The organism is Pantoea coffeiphila (assembly GCF_016909495.1).
GTDB classification, from domain to species: Bacteria; Pseudomonadota; Gammaproteobacteria; order Enterobacterales; family Enterobacteriaceae; genus Erwinia; species Erwinia coffeiphila.
Genome location: NZ_JAFBFW010000004.1, coordinates 552500 through 572841 on the forward strand (window position 1 = coordinate 552500; position 20342 = coordinate 572841).

A 20342-nucleotide genomic window follows, 5' to 3' on the forward strand; every position below is an offset into this window, starting at 1 on the left:
GGTTCGCGAACGAAACGTGTTTTTATACGGTTAAAACAGCGTCGTTATTGGGGCTATTCATCAATTGTGATACAGTGCGCGGCATTGACTCTGCAACAGTAAGTTAATGGAATCCAGATTTTTCAACTTGTTAACTTACTGATTGAATTAATTTAACGGCACCGCATCCACGATGGCTCTACTGATCACCAAACGCTGTATCAACTGCGATATGTGCGAACCTGAATGCCCCAACGAAGCGATTTCGATGGGCATGGAGTATTACGAGATCGACACCGATCGCTGTACAGAGTGTGTAGGCCATTACGATGCGCCCACCTGTCAGCAGGTCTGCCCGATTGATAACACCATCATTGTTGACCCACAGCGGGTAGAGACGAATGACCAGCTGTGGGATAAATTCGTGGTGCTGCACCCTGCAGGTTAGCTTTCAATAATTACCGTCGCACAGGCATAGTGGCGCTCATCTGCCAGGGTAACGTGAACGTGCATCACGCCCAGCTTCTTTGCCACTTCCTGCGCGTGCTGGAAGAATCTCAGACCCGGCTTGCCTAACTCGTCGTTGTACACTTCAAACTGATTAAACGCCAGACCGCCGCGAATGCCGGTGCCGAAGGCTTTTGCCGCCGCCTCCTTCACCGCGAAACGCTTGGCCAGGAATCGCACCGGCTGCTGATGCGCCTGGTACTGCGCCCACTCATTGGGGCTGAGCACCCGCTTCGCCAGCCGGTCCCCCGAGCGTGAGATCACCCCTTCGATGCGGGCGATCTCCACAATATCCGTCCCCAGGCCAAGAATAGCCATTAGCGACGCGCTTCCCGCATCAGCTGCTTCATCTCTTTGACTGCATCCGCCAGGCCACTGAAGACCGCTCGTCCGATGATCGCGTGGCCGATGTTCAACTCGTGCATCTCCGGCAGCACGGCAATAGGCTGGACGTTGTGATAGGTCAGGCCGTGACCGGCATTGACCTTCAGTCCTTTACCTGCAGCATAGGTTGCCGCTTCGGCAATGCGTGCCAGCTCCGCATCGCGCGCCGGGCCTTCTGCCGCTTCGGCGTAAGCCCCGGTATGGATTTCAATATAAGGGGCACCGGAAGCCACGGCGGCGTCGATTTGCCCACGATCGGCGTCAATAAACAGAGAAACGAGGATGCCGGCGTCGTTCAGGCGCTTAACCGCAGCCGTCACTTTTTCCAGCTGACCGGCCACATCCAGCCCGCCTTCGGTAGTCACCTCTTCACGTTTTTCTGGGACCAGGCAGCAAAAGTGCGGCACAATCTCGCAGGCGATATCGACCATCTCATCGGTAACGGCCATTTCCAGATTCATGCGGGTCTGAATAGTCTGGCGCAGAATACGCACATCGCGATCGGTGATGTGGCGACGGTCTTCACGTAAATGGACGGTAATGCCGTCAGCACCCGCCTGCTCTGAGACAAATGCCGCCTGAACCGGGTCGGGATAATTAGTACCGCGAGCGTTGCGTACGGTAGCAACGTGATCGATGTTTACGCCTAACAGTAACTCAGCCATGGGGTCCTCTGGTAATCGCGAATGTTTTATCGAGTGTACAACGTTAGACAGGCGCAGGGGTATGACCTGTCGCTATTCGTCTGCCGCAGGCGGAGTGTCCGCTCGTTTTCTCGGCAGAAACTGGCGAAACAGCTCGGTGCTTTTTAGCGGCCGACCGCCGAGATAGGGTTTGAGTGCAATACGGGTAAAACGCTTGGCTGCCCGCAGGGTGTCCGCATCGGGGAATTCTCGCTGCCAGAGCGCGCGCAGCTGTCGACCGGTGAAGCTGCGGTTGTTGACCACCAGGCTGGCAATAAAGCCCTTCTCTTCCCGATAGCTGTAGGTCATCTCATCGGCAACCTCTTCACCGCTTCCGGCGCAGTGCATGAAATCCACGCCGTAGCCGAGATGGCCCAGCATAGCCAGCTCAAAGCGGCGCAGCGCAGGTTCGGGTGAGCCGGACGTTGCAGCCAGCGCCTGGATGCAGTGCAGGTAGTCAAAAAAGAGTTCGTTGAAGGCGGTTTCGTGCTCCAGCACGCGGGTGAGCAGTTCGTTGACGTACAGGCCACAGTAGAGGGTAGTGCCGCTGAGCGGAAGCGCCAGCGAAACGGGTTCAGCCCCGCGCAGTGTTTTCACCTCGCCGCGCCCTCCCCAGCGTACCAGCAGAGGCGTGAAGGGTTGCAGTGCACCCTTGAGGCTGGAACGTTTGGAGCGGGCACCTTTCGCCATGACCCGCACCCTGCCGTGCTGTTCAGAAAACAGATCGAGCAGCAGGCTGGTTTCGCTCCACGGGCGTGCGTGCAGAACAAATGCGCGTTGCCAGCCTTCCATCAAAATCAGAGGTCGTCAGTATAGCCCAGGCTGCGTAGGGCACGTTCATCATCCGCCCAGCCGGACTTCACTTTAACCCACAGTTCAAGGTGCACCTTCGCCTCGAACATCTCTTCCATATCTTTACGCGCTTCCGTACCGATCACTTTGATCTTGGCGCCTTTATTGCCGATAACCATCTTCTTCTGCCCTTCACGCTCAACGAGGATCAGGCCATTGATATCATAGCCACCACGCGCGTTAGAGACGAACTGCTCAATCTCAACGGTCACCGAGTACGGCAGTTCTGCTCCGAGGAAACGCATCAGCTTTTCACGGATGATTTCAGAAGCCATAAAGCGCTGGGAACGATCGGTCACGTACTCTTCCGGGAAGTGATGCTCCGCTTCCGGCAGCAGCTTGTGCACGATATTGGCAATCGTATCAACGTTATTGCCTTTTTCAGCAGAGATCGGCACCACGTCCATAAAGTTCATCTGCTCGCTGAGGAACTGCAGATGCGGCAGCAGAATGCTTTTATCGGTGATGTTGTCGACCTTGTTGATCGCCAGCAGCACCGGTACTTTGTTGTCTTTCAGTTTGTTCAGCACCATTTCGTCGTCGGCGGTCCATTTGGTGCCCTCAACGACAAAAATTACCAGCTCAACGTCGCCGATAGAACTGCTGGCTGCACGGTTCATCAGGCGGTTAATCGCCCGCTTTTCTTCCATATGCAGACCAGGCGTATCCACGTAAATCGCCTGATAGGCACCTTCGGTGTGGATGCCCATAATACGGTGACGGGTGGTTTGCGGTTTACGCGAGGTAATGGAAACCTTCTGCCCCAGGAGCTGGTTCAGCAAGGTCGATTTACCGACGTTTGGACGGCCTACAATAGCAATAAAGCCGCAATGGGTGGTTTGTTCGCTCATTCAATTCCCAGCTTAATCAGCGCCTGTTCGGCCGCTGCCTGCTCAGCTTTGCGACGGCTTGAACCGGTTCCCACAACCGGATCTGCCATGCCGCTCACCTGGCAGTGGATAGTAAATTCCTGATCGTGCGCTTCGCCACGAACCTGCACCACCAGATAGGATGGCAGCGGCAGATGGCGGCCCTGCAGAAACTCCTGCAGGCGCGTTTTCGGATCTTTTTGTTTATCGCCCGGGCTGATCTGCTCAAGACGGCTGGCGTACCAGCTGAGGATCAGCTGCTCAACCGTTCTGATATCGCTGTCGAGGAATACCCCTCCGATCAGCGCTTCGACTGTATCAGCCAGAATCGATTCACGACGGTACCCGCCGCTTTTCAGCTCGCCCGGCCCAAGGCGCAGGCATTCACCGAGGTCAAACTCTCGTGCCATTTCCGCCAGCGTATTACCGCGAACCAGCGTGGCTCGCATACGGCTCATATCGCCTTCATCCACGCGCGGGAAGCGATGATAAAGGGCATTGGCGATGACATAGCTCAGAATAGAGTCGCCCAGAAATTCCAGTCGCTCGTTATGTTTGCTGCTGGCGCTACGGTGAGTCAGTGCCTGCTGTAACAATTCCTGATGAGTAAAAGTGTAGCCCAACTTGCGTTGAAGCTTGTTAATTACGATGGGGTTCATGCGTTACCAATTTCTGAATGCGTCAATTATGCTGCACACGGAACAGGGCTGAGCCTGAACACCAACACGATCTGTTTCGTGTGCAGTGGCTCCCCAAAGCGGGAAGCCAACCGTTAAATATACTCATCCTACGATGAGTATTAGTGAATGCCACCAATCCGGCTCAGACGTACGCCGGTCGGCCATTCGCCTTCCTGTTTTTCGAAGCTCATCCAGATAGCCGTCGCTTTACCCACCAGATTGCGTTCCGGGACAAAGCCCCAGTAGCGGCTGTCGGCGCTGTTATCTCGGTTGTCGCCCATCATAAAGTACATGCCCTGCGGCACGACCCACGTGGACTGCTCCTGTCCTGGCTGCTGATAGTAAGAAGCAGCCTGGCTTGGCATCTGAGTCACCAGCAGAATCCGGTGAGTCACGTCGCCAAGTGTTTCATTACGCGTTGCCAGGCGCAGACCACCAGGCATGGATTCACCCTGCGGCACCTGGAAGAATCCATTGCCGGCTTCATTGCCGTTAAAACCGCTGAAGGTCTGGATAAAGTCGCTTGGCTCTACGTCGGAGTAAGTCACCGGTAGCGCGGTTTCACACTGACCACCACCGCAGCCAGGCGTGACTGATACCGTTTTACTCAGCGGATCGTAGGTAACCCGATCGCCGGGAACGCCAATGGCACGCTTAATATAGTCCAGACTTGGATCTTTCGGGTATTTAAATACCACCACGTCACCACGCTTAGGATGCCCGGTTGGGATCAGCGTAGTCTGGGTGATCGGGTCTTTGATGCCATAAGCATATTTTTCCACGAGGATAAAATCCCCGATCAGCAGCGTCGGCATCATCGATCCTGATGGGATCTGGAACGGCTCAAAAATAAATGAACGGACCACGAAAACCACCAACAATACCGGGAACACCGATGCTGTAGTTTCCACCCAGCCCGGCTGTTTATCCGCTTTGGTTTCTGGCGTACCTTCGGCTTTTGCCGCTGCGCGCTTCGCCCGGCGGGCCGGTGCCCATTTATACTTGTCGATACACCAGATAATCCCGGTGACCAGCGTTGCTATCGCCAGAATCAGGGCGAACATATTAGCCATTCCAGTTCCCTCAAAGCCCGAAGCCGGGCCTTATTTACTGTCTTTACCTACGTGGAGAATGGCAAGGAACGCTTCCTGCGGCAGCTCAACGTTACCCACCTGCTTCATGCGCTTCTTACCGTCTTTCTGTTTCTGCAGCAGCTTTTTCTTACGGCTGACGTCGCCGCCATAACACTTGGCGAGAACGTTTTTACGCAGCTGTTTTACGGTTGAGCGGGCGATAATATGGGTACCAATCGCCGCCTGAATCGCAATGTCAAACTGCTGACGAGGGATCAGATCTTTCATCTTCTCAACCAGATCGCGGCCACGATACTGCGAGTTATCACGGTGGGTGATCAGCGCCAGCGCATCAACACGCTCGCCGTTGATCAGCACGTCCACGCGTACCATGTCAGAAGTCTGGAAACGCTTGAAGTTGTAATCCAGTGACGCATAGCCACGTGAAGTCGACTTCAGGCGGTCGAAGAAATCAAGCACCACTTCCGCCATCGGAATTTCATAGGTCAGCGCAACCTGGTTACCGTGGTAAACCATGTTGGTCTGCACGCCGCGTTTTTCAATACACAGCGTAATCACGTTTCCGAGATACTCCTGCGGCAGCAGCATGTGACATTCCGCGATCGGCTCGCGCAGCTCTTCAATGTTATTCAGCGGCGGCAGTTTGCCCGGGCTGTCAACGTAGACGATCTCATTGTCCGTGGTTTGCACTTCATACACTACGGTCGGTGCCGTGGTAATCAGTTCGAGATCGTATTCACGCTCCAGGCGCTCCTGGATAATTTCCATGTGCAGCAGGCCAAGGAAGCCGCAGCGGAAACCAAAGCCCAGTGCCGTCGAGCTTTCCGGTTCGTAGAACAGAGAAGCGTCATTGAGGCTCAGCTTGCCCAGCGCGTCGCGGAAGGCTTCATAGTCGTCGGAGCTGATCGGGAACAGACCGGCGTAAACCTGCGGCTTCACTTTTTTGAAGCCAGGCAGCGCTTTATCCGCCGGGTTGCGTGCCAGCGTCAGGGTATCACCCACCGGCGCACCGAGAATGTCTTTGATCGCACAGACCAGCCAGCCTACTTCGCCACAGTTCAGCACATCGGTATCTTCACGTTTTGGCGTAAAAATCCCTAAACGGTCAGCGTTGTAAACCTGGCCGGTGCTCATTACCTTGATCTTGTCGCCCTTGCGCATGGTGCCGTTCTTGATACGCACCAGCGACACAACGCCCAGATAGTTATCAAACCAGGAGTCGATAATCAGCGCCTGCAGCGGGCCTTCCGGATCGCCTTCCGGCGGTGGAATATCACGTACCAGACGTTCCAGTACGTCCGGCACACCAACGCCAGTTTTCGCCGAGCAGCGCACAGCGTCGGTAGCGTCGATGCCAACGATATCTTCAATCTCCTGAGCAACGCGCTCAGGATCGGCCGCAGGCAGGTCGATCTTATTAAGAACCGGCACGACTTCCAGATCCATTTCCATCGCGGTATAGCAGTTTGCCAGCGTCTGGGCTTCAACACCCTGACCGGCATCGACCACCAGCAGTGCGCCTTCACACGCCGCCAGAGAACGGGAAACTTCGTAAGAGAAGTCAACGTGTCCCGGGGTATCGATGAAGTTCAGCTGGTAGGTCTGTCCATCAGGAGCATGATAATCGAGGGTAACGCTCTGCGCTTTAATGGTAATGCCGCGCTCACGTTCTAAATCCATGGAATCCAGAACCTGTGCAGCCATTTCACGTTCGGTCAGGCCACCGCAAATCTGAATCAGACGGTCAGAGAGCGTCGATTTGCCGTGGTCAATGTGGGCGATGATCGAAAAGTTTCTTATGTGCTTCATTATTGAGGTTTTTCTGCCTTACAAATTCTGGAACTCTCGCGATATAAAATCAGGAGAGCGTGATATCACAGGCGAACAGAGGCCCGAAAGGCTGCATTCTACACTACATATCAAAGGGGTGGAATCATCGCGGGGTGCCAATAGTACCAGCAACGGCGTGGAAACAAAGAATTGCGCAAATATTAGGCGAGGTATCACTCTGCCCGCCAGGTACTGACGGGGGCAGAAGCGATAAGGATCAGGCATCGGTGGTGACGTGCAGTGCATCCGGCGGCAGTGCCACGCTGAGAATTACCGGCTGGTACGATGCGGAACGGCCCAGCACGCTGGAAATACCGCGGGCGATGATAAAGCCGCCAATACCGCCCAGCAGCGCACCGCAGGCAGCGGCCAAATCGCTGTGGAACAGCATCTGGAACAGCCCGGCAAGAATAAACAATCCGACCAGCGGCGACATATAAACCAGCAGCGCCGAACTCAGCAGGCTGGATTCAGCAATACCCAACTCAATACGCTGGCCTGGAATCAACGGCTCGGCGCTGGCAATTTTCATCACATGGGCATTTTTTGGCCCAAGCTTGTTCAGCATATGGCTGCCGCAGCCTTTACGCGCGGAACAGCTGCTGCAGGAGGTTTTAATTTCCGAATGCAGCGTAGCCACGCCGTTTTGCCACGAGACAACCGTAGCCCATTCTCTCATCATGGTGTCGTACCTAAAGTAATGCTGTCAGCAATGCGTTTGGCAGTAGCAGGTGGCAATTCACCCACTACGGTAATTTCCGCATTATTACGTACTTCAGTTTGCACCGTACGACGCCCAGTGCGCAATTGCTGAGAGGTGCTGTTTTTATCGGCGAGGGTAATATTTACCGAGAAGCTGAACAGCCCATCAGAGTAAAGTCGCGACTCAACCGGGCGGTTCAGCGATGGGATCTGACGGCGGCTCTGCGCCACTTCCTTCATTCCCGCCGGTAGCCATCCAGCTTTCCAGTTGAATGCCACCTTGTTACCCGCAGGCACCGACAGCGAAGGCGGCAAGTTCGCAGTTTCCAGCCCCTGCATCAGCTTACTGACGCCCTGATCAACAGCAAAGCTGATCACGCGATACTGCTCCAGCGTCTCACCATCGCGATCGAGCAAATCAACACGCAGCGGCAGTTTAGTTTCACTGTCCAGCCAGACAACGTAGCCATAACGGGTACCATCGCGTGAGACGATGCGAATCACTTCACAAAGCTGATCGGCAATACGCGTGCGGCCAACGGGTACAAAGTCATAGTTGCTGGCAAGATGCTGAAAATCGGCATAAACCAGCGCAGGCAACGAATCAACGATATGATCGCCAGCCATGGTAAAAGGCTCAAGCCCCGGTTCGAAATAGCTGATTTCACTGCCACGCTGAATGATCTCTCGACGAGGCCCATCCATTTGCAGCAGCTGAGCGTAAGTTTTGTTGTCAATGACCGCATGACGATAGCGAAGGGATTCGATCCCCAGTCTGGAGACATTGATATAGGCGAGTTCATAACTGAGAGACTGGCTTGCCTGCTCCATCTGTTGTAACAGCGCCCCGGACGGAGATTGTGCCGGGGCGACAGAGGAGTACATCAGGCTGCCAGCCAGAAGGCTGACGGCACACCAAAGCTGCTTCATTACTGCTGTTGCATTCCTAAGGACTGATTACCGGGAACCTGAGCAGCAGCCTGCTGGTCAGGATTTTGATCGAACTGCAGCTGTTCCGCGTGCAGACGACGCTGAAGCTCATAGTCCTGCAGCAGTGCATTCACGCGACGACGCTGATCCTGCACCTGCTGATTGACTTTGCTGGTGTTGGTCGCGTTTTCAGACGGCACGCCAAGGCTAACCTGCGAAGCCTGCCCCATCATCGGCAGCGTATTAAACGCCGGAGAATCGGAGGACTGGCCTACAACGGGCTTGTTGTACTGCTGAACGCCGACGATGACCGCCAGTGAAACGCAGGCGGCCAGGCCAACCTGAGTAATCTGAGCAGCCCAGGGACGCACTTTGCCCCAGAACGGCATTTTCTCAGCGTCTTCGGGTTTCGGCTGAGCTTCCGGGATCAATCGAGTGACAGTTTTCGCTGGCTCATCTTCGATAGCCGCGGCCACGCGGGCAGCGATATCAAAATCCAGCAGCTGTGGGACATCGCCACGCAGCGTATCGCGGATCAGATGATAGCTTTCCCAGTTTTTCTGTAGTGCTGCATCGGAATTGAGAGCCGACATCAGCTCGGTATCCAGTGCTTCACCATCCATTAAAGCGGAAAGTTGTTCTTTCTGCATGCCTCAATACCCTTCCTGTGTACGCTATTGCTAACGTTGGATAAGCGGTTGAATTTTATTATCAATAGCTTCTCGTGCACGAAAAATTCGTGACCGAACCGTACCCACCGGACAATCCATGATAACCGCTATCTCTTCATAGCTCAGGCCATCAAGCTCGCGCAGCGTAATCGCCATGCGCAGGTCTTCGGGTAACGTTTCGATAGTACGAAAAACTATCTGTTTCAGTTCTTCTGACAACATTAAGTTCTCAGGGTTCGAAATTTCTTTCAGCGCTCCCGCACTTTCAAAGTTTTCTGCGTCGATAGCGTCCACATCGCTGGACGGCGGACGACGCCCCTGAGCCACCAGATAATTTTTAGCCGTATTGACGGCAATTCGGTAGAGCCAGGTATAGAAAGCACTATCCCCCCGGAACGATTCCAGCGCACGATAGGCCTTAATAAATGATTCCTGCACTACGTCAGGAACATCTCCTGATGGTACATAGCGGGAAACCAGACTCGCCACTTTATGCTGGTAGCGCACTACCAGTAAATTGAATGACTTCTGATCGCCCTTCTGCACGCGCTCAACGAGAATCTGATCCGTTAACTGCTCGCTCATCCGAGGTAAAATCTCCCCAAATCTGTTTCCACGCGTAACCAAACTCCCAGTGATAACCCAATATTGTTTTCGAGCAAGCACGCGATTTGAGTGGTTTTCATTGGAGAAGTTCCATTACGCCATTATTTTTGTGAGGTCATCAGGACATATTTACAAATCAGTTCGCTTTTTTATGCATTCTTGCCGATTTGTGGGCCACTGCCTTTCTTTGGAACCTGAACTCATGGTTCATCACCCTGATAACGCCCGCAGAGTAACGCATGGGGCCAGGTTTTTCACCCTCTAATCGCTTCAAAAAGCTTCGGCTCACACTATTAATAACCCTGGATTGCGTGTTAAGCCCACTGTGCGCGGCAAATTTCCACATCTCTCTCTCAGGCTCACACTTTGCATACTGGTCGATAAAAAGCCTTTTTGCCTGATTAATTTGAATGCTATGCTCAGCAAACAACCTGTTTAGTAAATTAAACACCATGACGCATTCTTCCGATTACAGCTGTGATGTCTTGATTATTGGCAGCGGCGCAGCCGGCCTTTCTCTGGCGCTGCGCCTTGCGGCAAAACACCGTGTTACCGTGCTCAGCAAGGGCCCGGTCAGCGAAGGTTCTACTTTTTATGCTCAGGGCGGCATCGCGGCGGTGTTTGATGAAACTGACAGCATTGAGTCCCATATTGAGGATACACTCATCGCCGGCAGCGGCCTGTGCGAGCGTGATGCCGTTTCGTTTATCGCCAGTAACGCACGCCATTGCGTTCAGTGGCTGATTGATAACGGCGTGCTTTTCGATAAAGAAACCCCAGGAAACAGCGAGCAGCCTTATCACTTAACTCGCGAAGGCGGCCATAGCCACCGCCGCATCCTGCACAGCGCCGACGCCACCGGCAAAGCCGTTGAAACGACCCTGGTGAGCCAGGCGCTTAGCCACCCCAACATTACGTTGATTGAACGCAGCAACGCCGTAGACCTGATCGTCTCTGACAAGGTCGGACTGCCGGGTGAACGCCGGGTAGTCGGAGCCTATATCTGGAACCGCAAACGTGAAAAGGTCGAATCCTGCCGCGCGCGTGCGGTGGTGCTGGCAACCGGCGGTGCAGCGAAAGTGTATCAATACACCACCAATCCGGATGTCGCTTCCGGTGATGGCATCGCAATGGCATGGCGTGCCGGCTGTCGGGTGGCCAATCTTGAGTTTAACCAGTTTCACCCTACCTGCCTGTTTCACCCCGATGCCCGCAACTTCCTGCTGACCGAAGCCCTGCGTGGTGAAGGCGCACTGCTTAAGCGCCCTGATGGCTCTCGTTTTATGCCGGACTTCGATCCACGTGGCGAACTGGCGCCGCGCGATATCGTCGCCCGGGCAATTGACCATGAAATGAAGCGACTGGGCGCCGACTGCATGTATCTGGACATCAGCCATCAGCCGCCGGACTTTATCCGCGCGCATTTCCCTACCATTTACGAAAAGCTGCTGACGCTGGGTTTCGATCTCACCAGCCAGCCGATCCCTATCGTTCCGGCAGCGCACTATACCTGCGGTGGCGTGATGGTGAACCAGCAGGGACAAACCGATCTCAGCGGGCTGTACGCCATTGGCGAGGTTAGCTATACCGGCTTGCACGGCGCAAATCGCCTGGCTTCAAACTCTCTGCTTGAGTGCCTTGTTTACGGCTGGTCAGCGGCGGAAGATATCGATCGCCGCCTGGCTGACGTTGAAATAGTGGCGGCGCTTCCGGTATGGGATGAAAGCCGCGTGGACGATTCCGATGAGCGCGTGGTGATCCAGCATAACTGGCATGAACTGCGGCTATTTATGTGGGACTACGTGGGGATTGTTCGCACGACTAAACGCCTCGAACGCGCGCTGCGGCGCATTAACACCCTGCAGCAGGAAATTGACGAGTACTACGCCAATTTCCGCATTTCTAACAACCTGCTGGAACTGCGCAATCTGGTACAGGTTGCCGAACTGATGGTGCGATGCGCCCTCGACCGCAAAGAAAGCCGCGGCCTGCACTATACGCTCGACTATCCTGAAGCGCTGGGCGAAGCCAGACCGACGGTGCTGGCTCCCCGATTAGCGGAATAAATAGAAGTCGCGGGTCAGACTACAGTGCGCCTCAGAGTAGTGCTGATCCGGCCCGCGAATCGTCATACGATCCAGCATCTGCTCACCCGCCTGTGGCGATAGCGCCAGCATGACGCGGTTCGGTGGCCGGGTATCGTTATCTGCTACATCGGTGCGGAACCGCAGATGCCAGCCGCGCTGTAGGGCAATCTCAACCAGCGCACTCCCGGCAGATTCCGGCAGGATCACGCAGAAAAATCCGTCTTCCGTGATGAGCTGCTCGGCGCAGCCCAGCAGTGCTTCATGCGTGAGCGCGCCGGTATAACGGGCGGAAGCGCGCTCCGGGGTCGCACAGTCCGAACCCGGTGCAAAATAGGGCGGATTGCTGACAATCAGCGAATAACGCTGTTCACAACCCGTCGTCCATTCAAGAATATCGGCCTGATGAACCCGAATTCGGTCCGGCCACGGCGACGCGGCAACGTTTTCCTGCGCCTGCTCTGCCGCCGCCGCATCAAGCTCGACGGCGTCGACCTGTACGGATTCCGAGGTACGCTGGGCCAGCATCAGTGCAATCAGACCGCTGCCCGTACCGATATCCAGCACGCGGCGGACGTTAGCAACCGGAGCCCAGGCCCCAAGCAGTACGCCGTCGGTACCCACCTTCATGGCACAGCGATCGTGCGCGACGAAAAATTGTTTAAAGGTAAACCCGTTGGCACGGAGAATGGCTTTCTGTTGCGACATTTGACTGACCTGAAAGAGAAACGGCGCTAGCATAGGGCAAACCATGACGAAGGAAAAGTCATTAACCCGATACAAACAGATGAAGATCGCGTTCAATCTGTCTATAATCAGCGCCCCAAACTGAGGTAGACCATGACTGTAACCACTTTTTCCGAACTCGAACTAGACGAAAGCCTGCTGGAAGCTCTGCAGGAAAAAGGCTTCACGCGCCCCACTGCCATTCAGGCCGCGGCGATCCCGCCAGCACTGGAGGGTCGCGACGTTCTGGGTTCGGCACCAACCGGTACAGGCAAAACTGCGGCCTACCTGCTGCCCGTCCTGCAGCATCTGCTCGACTTCCCACGTAAGAAGTCCGGCCCTCCGCGCGTTCTGATTTTGACGCCAACGCGCGAACTGGCCATGCAGGTTGCCGAGCAGGCGCGCGAACTGGCTAAACATACTCACCTGGACATCGCGACCATTACCGGCGGCGTGGCATTTATGAACCACGCGGAAGTCTTCAGCGAAAACCAGGATCTGGTGGTAGCCACCACCGGCCGTCTGCTGCAGTACATTAAAGAAGAGAACTTTGACTGCCGTGCGGTTGAAACCCTGATCCTTGATGAAGCCGACCGCATGCTGGACATGGGCTTTGCGCAGGATATTGAGACTATCAGCGCCGAAACGCGCTGGCGTAAGCAGACGCTGCTGTTCTCCGCCACGCTGGAAGGGGAAGCCATTAAGGACTTCGCCGAGCGTATTCTGAACGAGCCGGTCGAAGTTGAAGCCGATCCGGCACGCCGCGAGCGTAAAAAAATCCAGCAGTGGTATTACCGTGCGGATGATACGCAGCATAAAACCGCCCTGCTTATTCACCTGCTTAAACAGCCGGAAGTGACCCGTGCAGTGATCTTCGTGCGTAAGCGTGAGCGCGTTCATGAAGTCTGCGCGTGGCTGCGTGAAGCCGGGATCAATACCAGCTACCTCGAAGGGGAACTGGTGCAGGCCAAGCGTAACGAGGCCATCAAACGCGTTGTTGAAGGCCGCGTTAACGTGCTGGTCGCTACTGATATCGCCGCGCGCGGTATTGATATCGATGATGTCAGCCACGTATTCAACTTTGATATGCCGGTGACGGCGGATACCTACCTGCACCGCATTGGCCGTACAGGCCGTGCCGGTAAGAAAGGCATCGCTATCTCTCTGGTTGAAGCGCACGACCATCTGCTGCTGGGCAAAATCAGCCGCTATATCCAGGAACCGCTGAAGTCGCGCATCATCGAAGAACTGCGCCCGACTACCCGTCCACCAAATGAGAAGCTGAAAGGCAAACCATCGAAAAAGGTGCTGGCGAAGCGCAAAGAGAAGAAAGATAAGGCGAAAGAAGACGAGAAGCCGCGCGCTAAAGTCCGCCACCGCGACGCCAAAAATGTCGGTAAACGCCGCAAGCCAAGCGCTGCTAAAACCGACGGTGCTGAATAATCGCACTGCATGGTAAAAAACCGCCTCTGAGGGGCGGTTTTTTAATGTTGGTAATCGATGAAAACAGGCCTTTGGTGCGAAAGTTAATCTCTGTTCCAAATGTTCGTTTTCCAACTAACCTTTGCTCTTGCTGAAAATGAAAAAAAACGCCAGCAATCAGTAAATTAAACCGAATGCTGGCGTGGTGCGTTTATCAACAGCTCACCAATAAAATACGGTGATTATCGCTTACAAACTCTCAGTAAATGTACGGGTAATCACATCACGCTGCTGTTCCGGCGTCAGAGAATTAAAACGCACGGCATAGCCCGATACACGAATAGTCAGCTGCGGATATTTTTCCGGATGCTTAACCGCTTCTTCCAGCGTTTCTCGGCTCAATACATTCACATTCAGATGCTGACCGCCTTCTACGCGCACCTCAGGTTTCATTTCCAGCGGAATTTCGCGATATTCGATTTGCCCCAGATCGCTGACCGGCACAACCTGATCTTCGCTGTAACCAGATTTCGCACACACGCAGCGAGCTTCCGCTTTCTCGCTGTCCAGCAGCCAGAATGAATTCAGCAGTGCGCTATTTTTTGCTTGAGTAATTTGGATTCCGGTAATCATGATGTTGCCTCCCAGGCAGTGGGCGCAGATTGAAACTGCGCACGGATGAATGGATAAACCAGTCTTCTGTATATCAGCCCGAAATGCTCTCCTCTTTGACCCAAATCAATTGATGAAAACCGCCAATAACGGTTAATAAAGTAACATTCTGTTTTATATCAATTTTCACCGGTTTTTTATTTCTAATATTTTTGTAAATATTCAATTATTTTTTAAGTTTAACCCCTTACTAAACCACGCTAAGCTACACGCTCTACAGACTTAAAGGAGTTGGCGATGGTCAATACCATGACCTGGCACGATGTGCTGGCTGAGGAAAAAGAAAAACCGTACTTCAGGGAAACGCTGGCTGCCGTTGCGGCTGAGCGTGCGGCCGGCAAAACGGTTTATCCGCCACAAAAAGACGTGTTTAACGCTTTTCGCCTGACGGAGCTGGGGCAGGTAAAAGTGGTCATTCTGGGCCAGGACCCTTATCACGGGCCGAATCAGGCACACGGTCTGGCCTTTTCCGTCCTGCCGGGCGTGGCAGTACCGCCTTCGCTGGTGAATATGTACAAAGAGCTGGTGACGGATATTCCCGGGTTTCAGCGGCCTAATCACGGCTTTCTGGAAAGCTGGGCGAATCAGGGGGTGATGCTGCTCAACTCCGTTCTGACCGTTGAAGGTGGCAAGGCGCATTCGCATGCTAAATTTGGCTGGGAAACCTTTACCGATAACGTGATTGCCGCGATCAATCAGCATCGCGAAGGCGTGGTTTTTCTGCTGTGGGGTTCCCATGCGCAGAAGAAAGGCAGCATTATCGACCGAAAGCGCCACCACGTTTTACAGGCGCCGCACCCTTCCCCGCTGTCGGCCCATCGTGGTTTCTTCGGTTCCGCGCATTTTTCTAAAACCAATCAGTGGCTGAGTGAACGGAATGAAGCGCCGATAGACTGGACGCCGCATCTTCCTGAATAACAGCGATAAAAAAAGCACCTGACGGTGCTTTTTTTATGATTTAACTATCAGGCTTTCGCTTTCGCCACTGCAACCATCGCCGGGCGTAACAGGCGACCGTTCAGGGTGTAGCCACGCTGCATCACCATCATTACGTGGTTTGGCGCAACGTCTTCGGATTCCATCATCGACATTGCCTGATGCACATCCGGGTTGAATGGCACGTTGGTATCGCCCACCACTTCTACACCGAATTTACCCACCGCGTTCAACAACGATTTCATCGTCAGATCGATACCTTCGATCATCGAAGCCAGTTCCGGGTTGGTCTTATCAGCCACTTCCAGTGCACGCTCAAGGCTGTCGATTACCGGCAGCAGCTCGTTGGCGAATTTTTCCAGCGCAAACTTGTGCGCCTTCTCAACGTCCATTTCCGCACGACGGCGAATATTTTCAATCTCGGCCTGAGCGCGCAGCTGCGCATCGCGCACGCCGCCCAGTGATTCAGCCAGCTGGGCTTCAAGCTGCGCAATACGTTCATCGCGCGGGTCCACCCCATCTGCTGCGTCTGTAGCCTGGTTTTTCGCCTGCTCGATCTCAATTTCGTCTGAGACTTGCTCGTTTGGTGTGTTCTGTTCTTTACTACTCATGAATTTCTCCGCGTTTGTGCATATTCCATCGCTGGTTCGCTTATTATGGGGATCAGAATCGCGGTTTCAAGGGAACCAGTCACATTGTCGGGGGAGTTTACCTCGTAAGGAATGCCAGAATCATGAACAGCCACTTCAACTGCATCGGGATCGTCGGTCATCCCCGGCATCCTACCGCGCTCACCACCCATGAAATGCTGTACCGCTGGCTCACTGCGCGCGGCTATCAGGTGATTATTGAGCGCCAGATTGCCCGCGAGTTGAAACTGGAAGGGGTGGAAACCGGCACGCTGGCCGAAATTGGTCAGAAAGCGGACCTTGCGGTGGTGGTCGGCGGTGACGGCAATATGCTCGGTGCCGCACGCGTGCTGGCGCGTTATGATATTAAGGTTATCGGCATCAACCGCGGTAATCTCGGATTTTTGACCGATCTCGACCCGGACAACGCCCAGCAGCAGCTGGCGGACGTGCTGGAAGGCGAATACTTTGTTGAAAGCCGTTTTCTGCTGGAGGCACAGGTATGCCGCCAGTCCGGCGCGCCGCGCATCGGCACCGCCATCAATGAAGTGGTCCTGCACCCGGGCAAAGTCGCCCATATGATTGAGTTTGAAGTTTATATCGATGAGAGTTTTGCCTTTTCGCAGCGTTCCGATGGCCTGATCATCTCCACGCCGACGGGCTCCACCGCCTATTCTCTCTCAGCGGGTGGCCCGATCTTAACTCCATCGCTGGACGCGATTGCGATAGTGCCAATGTTCCCGCACACCCTGTCAGCACGGCCGCTGGTGATTAACAGCAGCAGCACGATCCGCCTGCGCTTTTCCTCCCTGCGCAGCGATCTGGAAATCAGCTGCGACAGCCAGATCGCCCTGCCGATCCAGGAAGGGGAAGATGTGCTGATCCGCCGTAGTGATTACCACCTCAATCTTATTCACCCTAAAAATTATAATTATTTCAATACGCTAAGTTCAAAACTTGGCTGGTCAAAAAAATTGTTCTAAATCTGTGCCTGGCTACTTTACTGGTCATAAAACCAGTATATACTGTATGAAAAACCATATATGTGTTTTCATACAGGAAGGCAACTATGCTGGCACAACTGACCATCAGTAACTTTGCTATCGTTCGTGAACTGGAAATCGACTTTCAGCGCGGGATGACGGCAATCACCGGCGAAACCGGTGCGGGTAAGTCCATCGCTATTGACGCGCTGGGGCTTTGTCTGGGTGGTCGTGCCGAAGCGGATATGGTTCGCCAGGGCGCATCCCGTGCGGATATCTGCGCCCGCTTCTCGTTGAAGGATACGCCTTCAGCCCAGCGCTGGCTGAGTGATAACCAGCTGGATGACGGCAACGAGTGCCTGCTGCGCCGCGTTATCAGCAGCGATGGCCGTTCACGCGGATTCATCAATGGCACTTCGGTGCCACTCTCCCAGCTGCGTGAACTGGGCCAGGCACTGATTCAGATCCACGGCCAGCACGCGCATCAGCTGCTGCTCAAACCCGAACATCAGAAAACCCTGCTGGATGCCTACGCGGGCGAAACGCTGCTGCTGCAAAACATGGCGCAGCGCTATCGCCAGTGGCACCAGAGCTGCCGCAACCTCGCACACCATCAGCAGCAGGCACAGGAGCGGGAAGCACGCCGCGAACTGCTGCAGTACCAGTTGAAAGAGCTGAATGAATTCGCCCCGGTACAGGGCGAGTACGAGCAGATCGATGAAGAGTATAAGCGCCAGGCCAACAGCGGCCATCTGCTCTCCGTCAGCCAGCAGGCGCTGCTGATGCTGGCGGATGGCGAAGATCATAATCTGCAAAGCCAGCTGTATACCGTTCGTCAACTGATGGGCGAGCTTACCGAGATGGATGACAAACTCAGCGGCGTGTTTGGCATGCTGGAAGAGGCCGCGATCCAGATTAGCGAAGCCAGCGACGAGCTGCGCCACTACTGCGATCGGCTGGATCTGGACCCTAATCGCCTTCAGGAGCTGGAACAGCGCCTGTCGCGGCAGATCAGTCTTGCCCGCAAGCATCATATCGCGCCGGAGGAGCTGGCCTCTTTCCATCAGCAGCTGCTGGCAGAACAGCAACTGCTGGACCAGCAGGAAAGCGATCAGGATGAACTGGCGCAGGCGGTAGCCGAACACCACGCAGCCGCATTGCACTGCGCTGAACAGCTGCATGAACGCCGCGCGCACTTTGCCGAAGAGCTGGGGCGCTTAATCACCGAAAGTATGCACGCGCTGTCAATGCCGCACGGCCGCTTCACTATCGATCTACAGTTCAACCCTGAGCACCTGACGGCGGAAGGCGGCGATCGCATTGATTTCCGCGTCAGTACCAACCCCGGTCAGCCGCTACAGCCGCTGGCGAAAGTCGCCTCTGGTGGTGAGCTGTCGCGCATCGCGCTGGCTATTCAGGTGATTACCGCCCGTAAGATGGATACACCGGCCCTGATCTTCGATGAGGTCGATGTGGGTATCAGCGGACCAACCGCAGCCGTGGTCGGTAAGATGCTGCGCCAGCTGGGCGAATCAACTCAGGTGATGTGCGTAACCCACCTGCCGCAGGTTGCAGGCTGTGGCCATCAGCACTTCTTCGTCAGCAAAGAAACCGATGGCGAAATGACTGAAACCCATATGCAGTGCCTGGACAAACGCTCACGCCTGCAGGAACTGGCACGTTTACTGGGCGGAAGTGAGGTCACTCGCAACACGCTGGCGAACGCAAAAGAACTTTTAGCCGCCTGAGCATTGCACTTTTTTTCCGGTTTGTGGTCATATCCTTGCTTCGCAGAGGTTTTAAACTGCGTAAAGGTTTATTATCATCGGCAACTTACGCTGGTATCGTAGTTGTACACTGATAGACCCAGATTGCCGGGGCGGCTGCTTCAGGTGGGTGGGGATATAAATAGCCACAAAGGAATAAACATACTTATGCGCTGTAAAACGCTGACTGCTGCTGCGGTGGTTCTTCTGATGATGACCGCTGGATGTTCCACTCTGGAGCGAGTGGTTTACCGGCCTGATATCAACCAGGGTAACTACCTGGTTGCCAACGATGTTGCCAAGATCCACACCGGTATGACGCAACAGCAGGTTGCTTACACTCTGGGTACGCCGATGATGCACGATCCGTTCGGCAACAACGTCTGGTACTACGTATTCCGCCAGCAGCCTGGCCATGAGCCGATCAAGCAGCAGACCCTGACGCTGACCTTCGACAGCAACGGCACGCTGACCAACATTGATAATAAACCGGCTCTGACAAAATCTGAGGGTTAATCCGCTTCGCCGTAACCGGCGTAGAACGGAAATAAAATAAGGCGCAACGGCGCCTTATTTTTTTGCCGCGCGCTCGGCGCGCTGTCGGCGCAGTTCTTTCGGGTCGGCAATCAACGGACGGTAGATTTCAATACGATCGCCGCACTGCACTTCATCATGCAGCTTAACCGGGCGGCTGTAGATGCCGACCTTGTTTTCCTGCAGATCGATATCGCTTCGCAGGTCGAGCACGCCGGATGCCTTTATCGCATCTTCAACCGTACTGCCTTCCGGAACCTTGACGCTGTAAAGATATTGTTTTTCCGGAAGTGCATAGACAACTTCAACCGCGATATCAGGCACTGTAAACCTCTTTCGCACGCTGGGTGAAAGCCTGAACCATGCTGCTGGCCAGCTCTTTAAAGACGCGGCCAAATGCCAGTTCTACCAGCATATTGGTGAACTCGAAATCCAGGTTCAGCTCAACTTTGCAGGCTTCCTCGCTCAGCGGAGTAAACCGCCAGCCGCCGCTCAGTTTGCGGAACGGACCATCAACCAGCTGCATATGGATGCTCTGGTTATCCGTCAGGGTATTGCGGGTAACAAAGGTTTTACTGATGCCCGCCTTTGAAACATCTACGGATGCGGTCATCTGATCGTTGCTGGCATCAAGTACACGGCTGCCGGTACAACCCGGCAGAAATTCCGGATAGCTGTTGACGTCATTAACTAACCGGTACATTTGCTCAGCACTGTACGGCACCAGCGCCGAACGACTAATCTGGGACATAACAATTCCTGTCTAATCTTAGAACTTTTAAATAATACCATTGCCGGGATTC

The 20342-nt window shown here is 54.5% G+C and carries 23 protein-coding genes; 7 read left to right on the top strand and 16 right to left on the bottom strand.

Going from position 1 to position 20342, the window contains the following annotated elements; translation table 11 throughout:
• The first annotated feature begins 172 nt into the window (after nucleotides 1–172).
• Complete coding sequence (locus JOE09_RS15965; RefSeq protein ID WP_105593195.1) at nucleotides 173–427, top strand: YfhL family 4Fe-4S dicluster ferredoxin; 255 nt, start codon at nucleotides 173–175, stop codon at nucleotides 425–427.
• On the opposite strand, the gene acpS is transcribed toward JOE09_RS15965, so the two are convergent.
• The 11 genes from acpS to rpoE all read right to left on the bottom strand — a co-directional run bounded on the left by acpS (nucleotide 424) and on the right by rpoE (nucleotide 9766).
• Complete coding sequence (gene acpS, locus JOE09_RS15970; protein ID WP_105593194.1) at nucleotides 424–804, bottom strand: holo-ACP synthase; 381 nt, start codon at nucleotides 802–804, stop codon at nucleotides 424–426. The genes JOE09_RS15965 and acpS overlap by 4 nt on opposite strands.
• Nucleotides 804–1535 carry a pyridoxine 5'-phosphate synthase gene (gene pdxJ / locus JOE09_RS15975; RefSeq protein ID WP_205066458.1) on the bottom strand — a complete coding sequence of 244 codons (732 nt, stop codon included), beginning with the start codon at nucleotides 1533–1535 and terminating at the stop codon, nucleotides 804–806. Before pdxJ ends, acpS begins: the two co-directional genes overlap by 1 nt.
• A 72-nt stretch (nucleotides 1536–1607) precedes the next feature.
• Entirely contained in the window at nucleotides 1608–2345 is a 738-nt protein-coding gene (gene recO, locus JOE09_RS15980; protein ID WP_105593192.1) for a DNA repair protein RecO, read from the bottom strand.
• Nucleotides 2346–2350: 5 nt separating this feature from the next.
• Nucleotides 2351–3256 carry a GTPase Era gene (gene era, locus JOE09_RS15985; RefSeq protein ID WP_123336862.1) on the bottom strand — a complete coding sequence of 302 codons (906 nt, stop codon included), beginning with the start codon at nucleotides 3254–3256 and terminating at the stop codon, nucleotides 2351–2353.
• Nucleotides 3253–3933, bottom strand: coding sequence for a ribonuclease III (gene rnc / locus JOE09_RS15990; protein WP_105593190.1), 681 nt, complete (start codon nucleotides 3931–3933; stop codon nucleotides 3253–3255). The genes era and rnc overlap by 4 nt, the downstream gene beginning before the upstream one ends.
• A 140-nt stretch (nucleotides 3934–4073) precedes the next feature.
• Nucleotides 4074–5027, bottom strand: a complete 954-nt coding sequence (gene lepB / locus JOE09_RS15995) for a signal peptidase I (RefSeq protein WP_205066459.1) — start codon at nucleotides 5025–5027, stop codon at nucleotides 4074–4076.
• Nucleotides 5028–5057: 30 nt separating this feature from the next.
• Nucleotides 5058–6857 (bottom strand): translation elongation factor 4, encoded by a 1800-nt coding sequence (gene lepA / locus JOE09_RS16000; RefSeq protein WP_205066460.1) that lies wholly within the window; start codon nucleotides 6855–6857, stop codon nucleotides 5058–5060.
• 238 nt (nucleotides 6858–7095) lie between these two features.
• A complete protein-coding gene (gene rseC, locus JOE09_RS16005; RefSeq protein ID WP_205066461.1) occupies nucleotides 7096–7560 on the bottom strand; it encodes a SoxR-reducing system protein RseC in 465 nt (154 codons plus the stop codon).
• Complete coding sequence (gene rseB, locus JOE09_RS16010) at nucleotides 7557–8510, bottom strand: sigma-E factor regulatory protein RseB (protein ID WP_200545625.1); 954 nt, start codon at nucleotides 8508–8510, stop codon at nucleotides 7557–7559. The genes rseC and rseB overlap by 4 nt, the downstream gene beginning before the upstream one ends.
• Nucleotides 8510–9160, bottom strand: coding sequence for an anti-sigma-E factor RseA (rseA, locus tag JOE09_RS16015; protein ID WP_205066462.1), 651 nt, complete (start codon nucleotides 9158–9160; stop codon nucleotides 8510–8512). Before rseA ends, rseB begins: the two co-directional genes overlap by 1 nt.
• A gap of 30 nt (nucleotides 9161–9190) precedes the next feature.
• Nucleotides 9191–9766 carry an RNA polymerase sigma factor RpoE gene (gene rpoE / locus JOE09_RS16020; RefSeq protein ID WP_105593184.1) on the bottom strand — a complete coding sequence of 192 codons (576 nt, stop codon included), beginning with the start codon at nucleotides 9764–9766 and terminating at the stop codon, nucleotides 9191–9193.
• A gap of 473 nt (nucleotides 9767–10239) precedes the next feature.
• On the opposite strand from rpoE, the gene nadB reads away from it, so the two are divergent.
• A complete protein-coding gene (nadB, locus tag JOE09_RS16025) occupies nucleotides 10240–11853 on the top strand; it encodes an L-aspartate oxidase (RefSeq protein WP_205066463.1) in 1614 nt (537 codons plus the stop codon).
• On the opposite strand, the gene trmN is transcribed toward nadB, so the two are convergent.
• Nucleotides 11842–12579: a tRNA(1)(Val) (adenine(37)-N(6))-methyltransferase TrmN gene (gene trmN / locus JOE09_RS16030; RefSeq protein ID WP_205066464.1), complete on the bottom strand. Its 738-nt coding sequence runs from the start codon at nucleotides 12577–12579 to the stop codon at nucleotides 11842–11844. The genes nadB and trmN overlap by 12 nt on opposite strands.
• 132 nt (nucleotides 12580–12711) lie before the next feature.
• Here trmN and srmB point away from each other — a divergent pair, with 132 nt between their 5' ends.
• Complete coding sequence (gene srmB, locus JOE09_RS16035; RefSeq protein ID WP_200545629.1) at nucleotides 12712–14040, top strand: ATP-dependent RNA helicase SrmB; 1329 nt, start codon at nucleotides 12712–12714, stop codon at nucleotides 14038–14040.
• A 228-nt stretch (nucleotides 14041–14268) separates the two neighbouring features.
• Here srmB and grcA read toward each other — a convergent pair whose 3' ends face one another.
• Complete coding sequence (gene grcA, locus JOE09_RS16040) at nucleotides 14269–14652, bottom strand: autonomous glycyl radical cofactor GrcA (RefSeq protein ID WP_205066465.1); 384 nt, start codon at nucleotides 14650–14652, stop codon at nucleotides 14269–14271.
• Between the two features lie 276 nt (nucleotides 14653–14928).
• Between grcA and ung the strand changes: the two genes are divergently transcribed.
• Nucleotides 14929–15609, top strand: coding sequence for a uracil-DNA glycosylase (gene ung / locus JOE09_RS16045; protein WP_205066466.1), 681 nt, complete (start codon nucleotides 14929–14931; stop codon nucleotides 15607–15609).
• Nucleotides 15610–15656: 47 nt separating this feature from the next.
• On the opposite strand, the gene grpE is transcribed toward ung, so the two are convergent.
• Nucleotides 15657–16238, bottom strand: coding sequence for a nucleotide exchange factor GrpE (grpE, locus tag JOE09_RS16050; protein WP_200545632.1), 582 nt, complete (start codon nucleotides 16236–16238; stop codon nucleotides 15657–15659).
• Nucleotides 16239–16360: 122 nt separating this feature from the next.
• Between grpE and nadK the strand changes: the two genes are divergently transcribed.
• From nadK to bamE, 3 genes are all read left to right on the top strand, one after another.
• Nucleotides 16361–17239: an NAD(+) kinase gene (gene nadK, locus JOE09_RS16055; RefSeq protein WP_105593177.1), complete on the top strand. Its 879-nt coding sequence runs from the start codon at nucleotides 16361–16363 to the stop codon at nucleotides 17237–17239.
• Nucleotides 17240–17325: 86 nt separating this feature from the next.
• Nucleotides 17326–18987, top strand: coding sequence for a DNA repair protein RecN (gene recN, locus JOE09_RS16060; RefSeq protein ID WP_205066467.1), 1662 nt, complete (start codon nucleotides 17326–17328; stop codon nucleotides 18985–18987).
• A gap of 186 nt (nucleotides 18988–19173) precedes the next feature.
• The gene (bamE, locus tag JOE09_RS16065; RefSeq protein WP_105593175.1) at nucleotides 19174–19521 is read left to right on the top strand and encodes an outer membrane protein assembly factor BamE; all 348 of its coding nucleotides are present in this window, start codon (nucleotides 19174–19176) and stop codon (nucleotides 19519–19521) included.
• 54 nt (nucleotides 19522–19575) lie between these two features.
• Here the strand turns inward: bamE and JOE09_RS16070 are convergent, their stop codons facing one another.
• Together JOE09_RS16070 and JOE09_RS16075 are read right to left on the bottom strand one after the other, a co-directional pair.
• Nucleotides 19576–19863, bottom strand: a complete 288-nt coding sequence (locus tag JOE09_RS16070) for an RnfH family protein (RefSeq protein WP_205066468.1) — start codon at nucleotides 19861–19863, stop codon at nucleotides 19576–19578.
• Nucleotides 19856–20290: a type II toxin-antitoxin system RatA family toxin gene (locus JOE09_RS16075; protein ID WP_205066469.1), complete on the bottom strand. Its 435-nt coding sequence runs from the start codon at nucleotides 20288–20290 to the stop codon at nucleotides 19856–19858. Before JOE09_RS16075 ends, JOE09_RS16070 begins: the two co-directional genes overlap by 8 nt.
• Nucleotides 20291–20342: the final 52 nt, after the last annotated feature.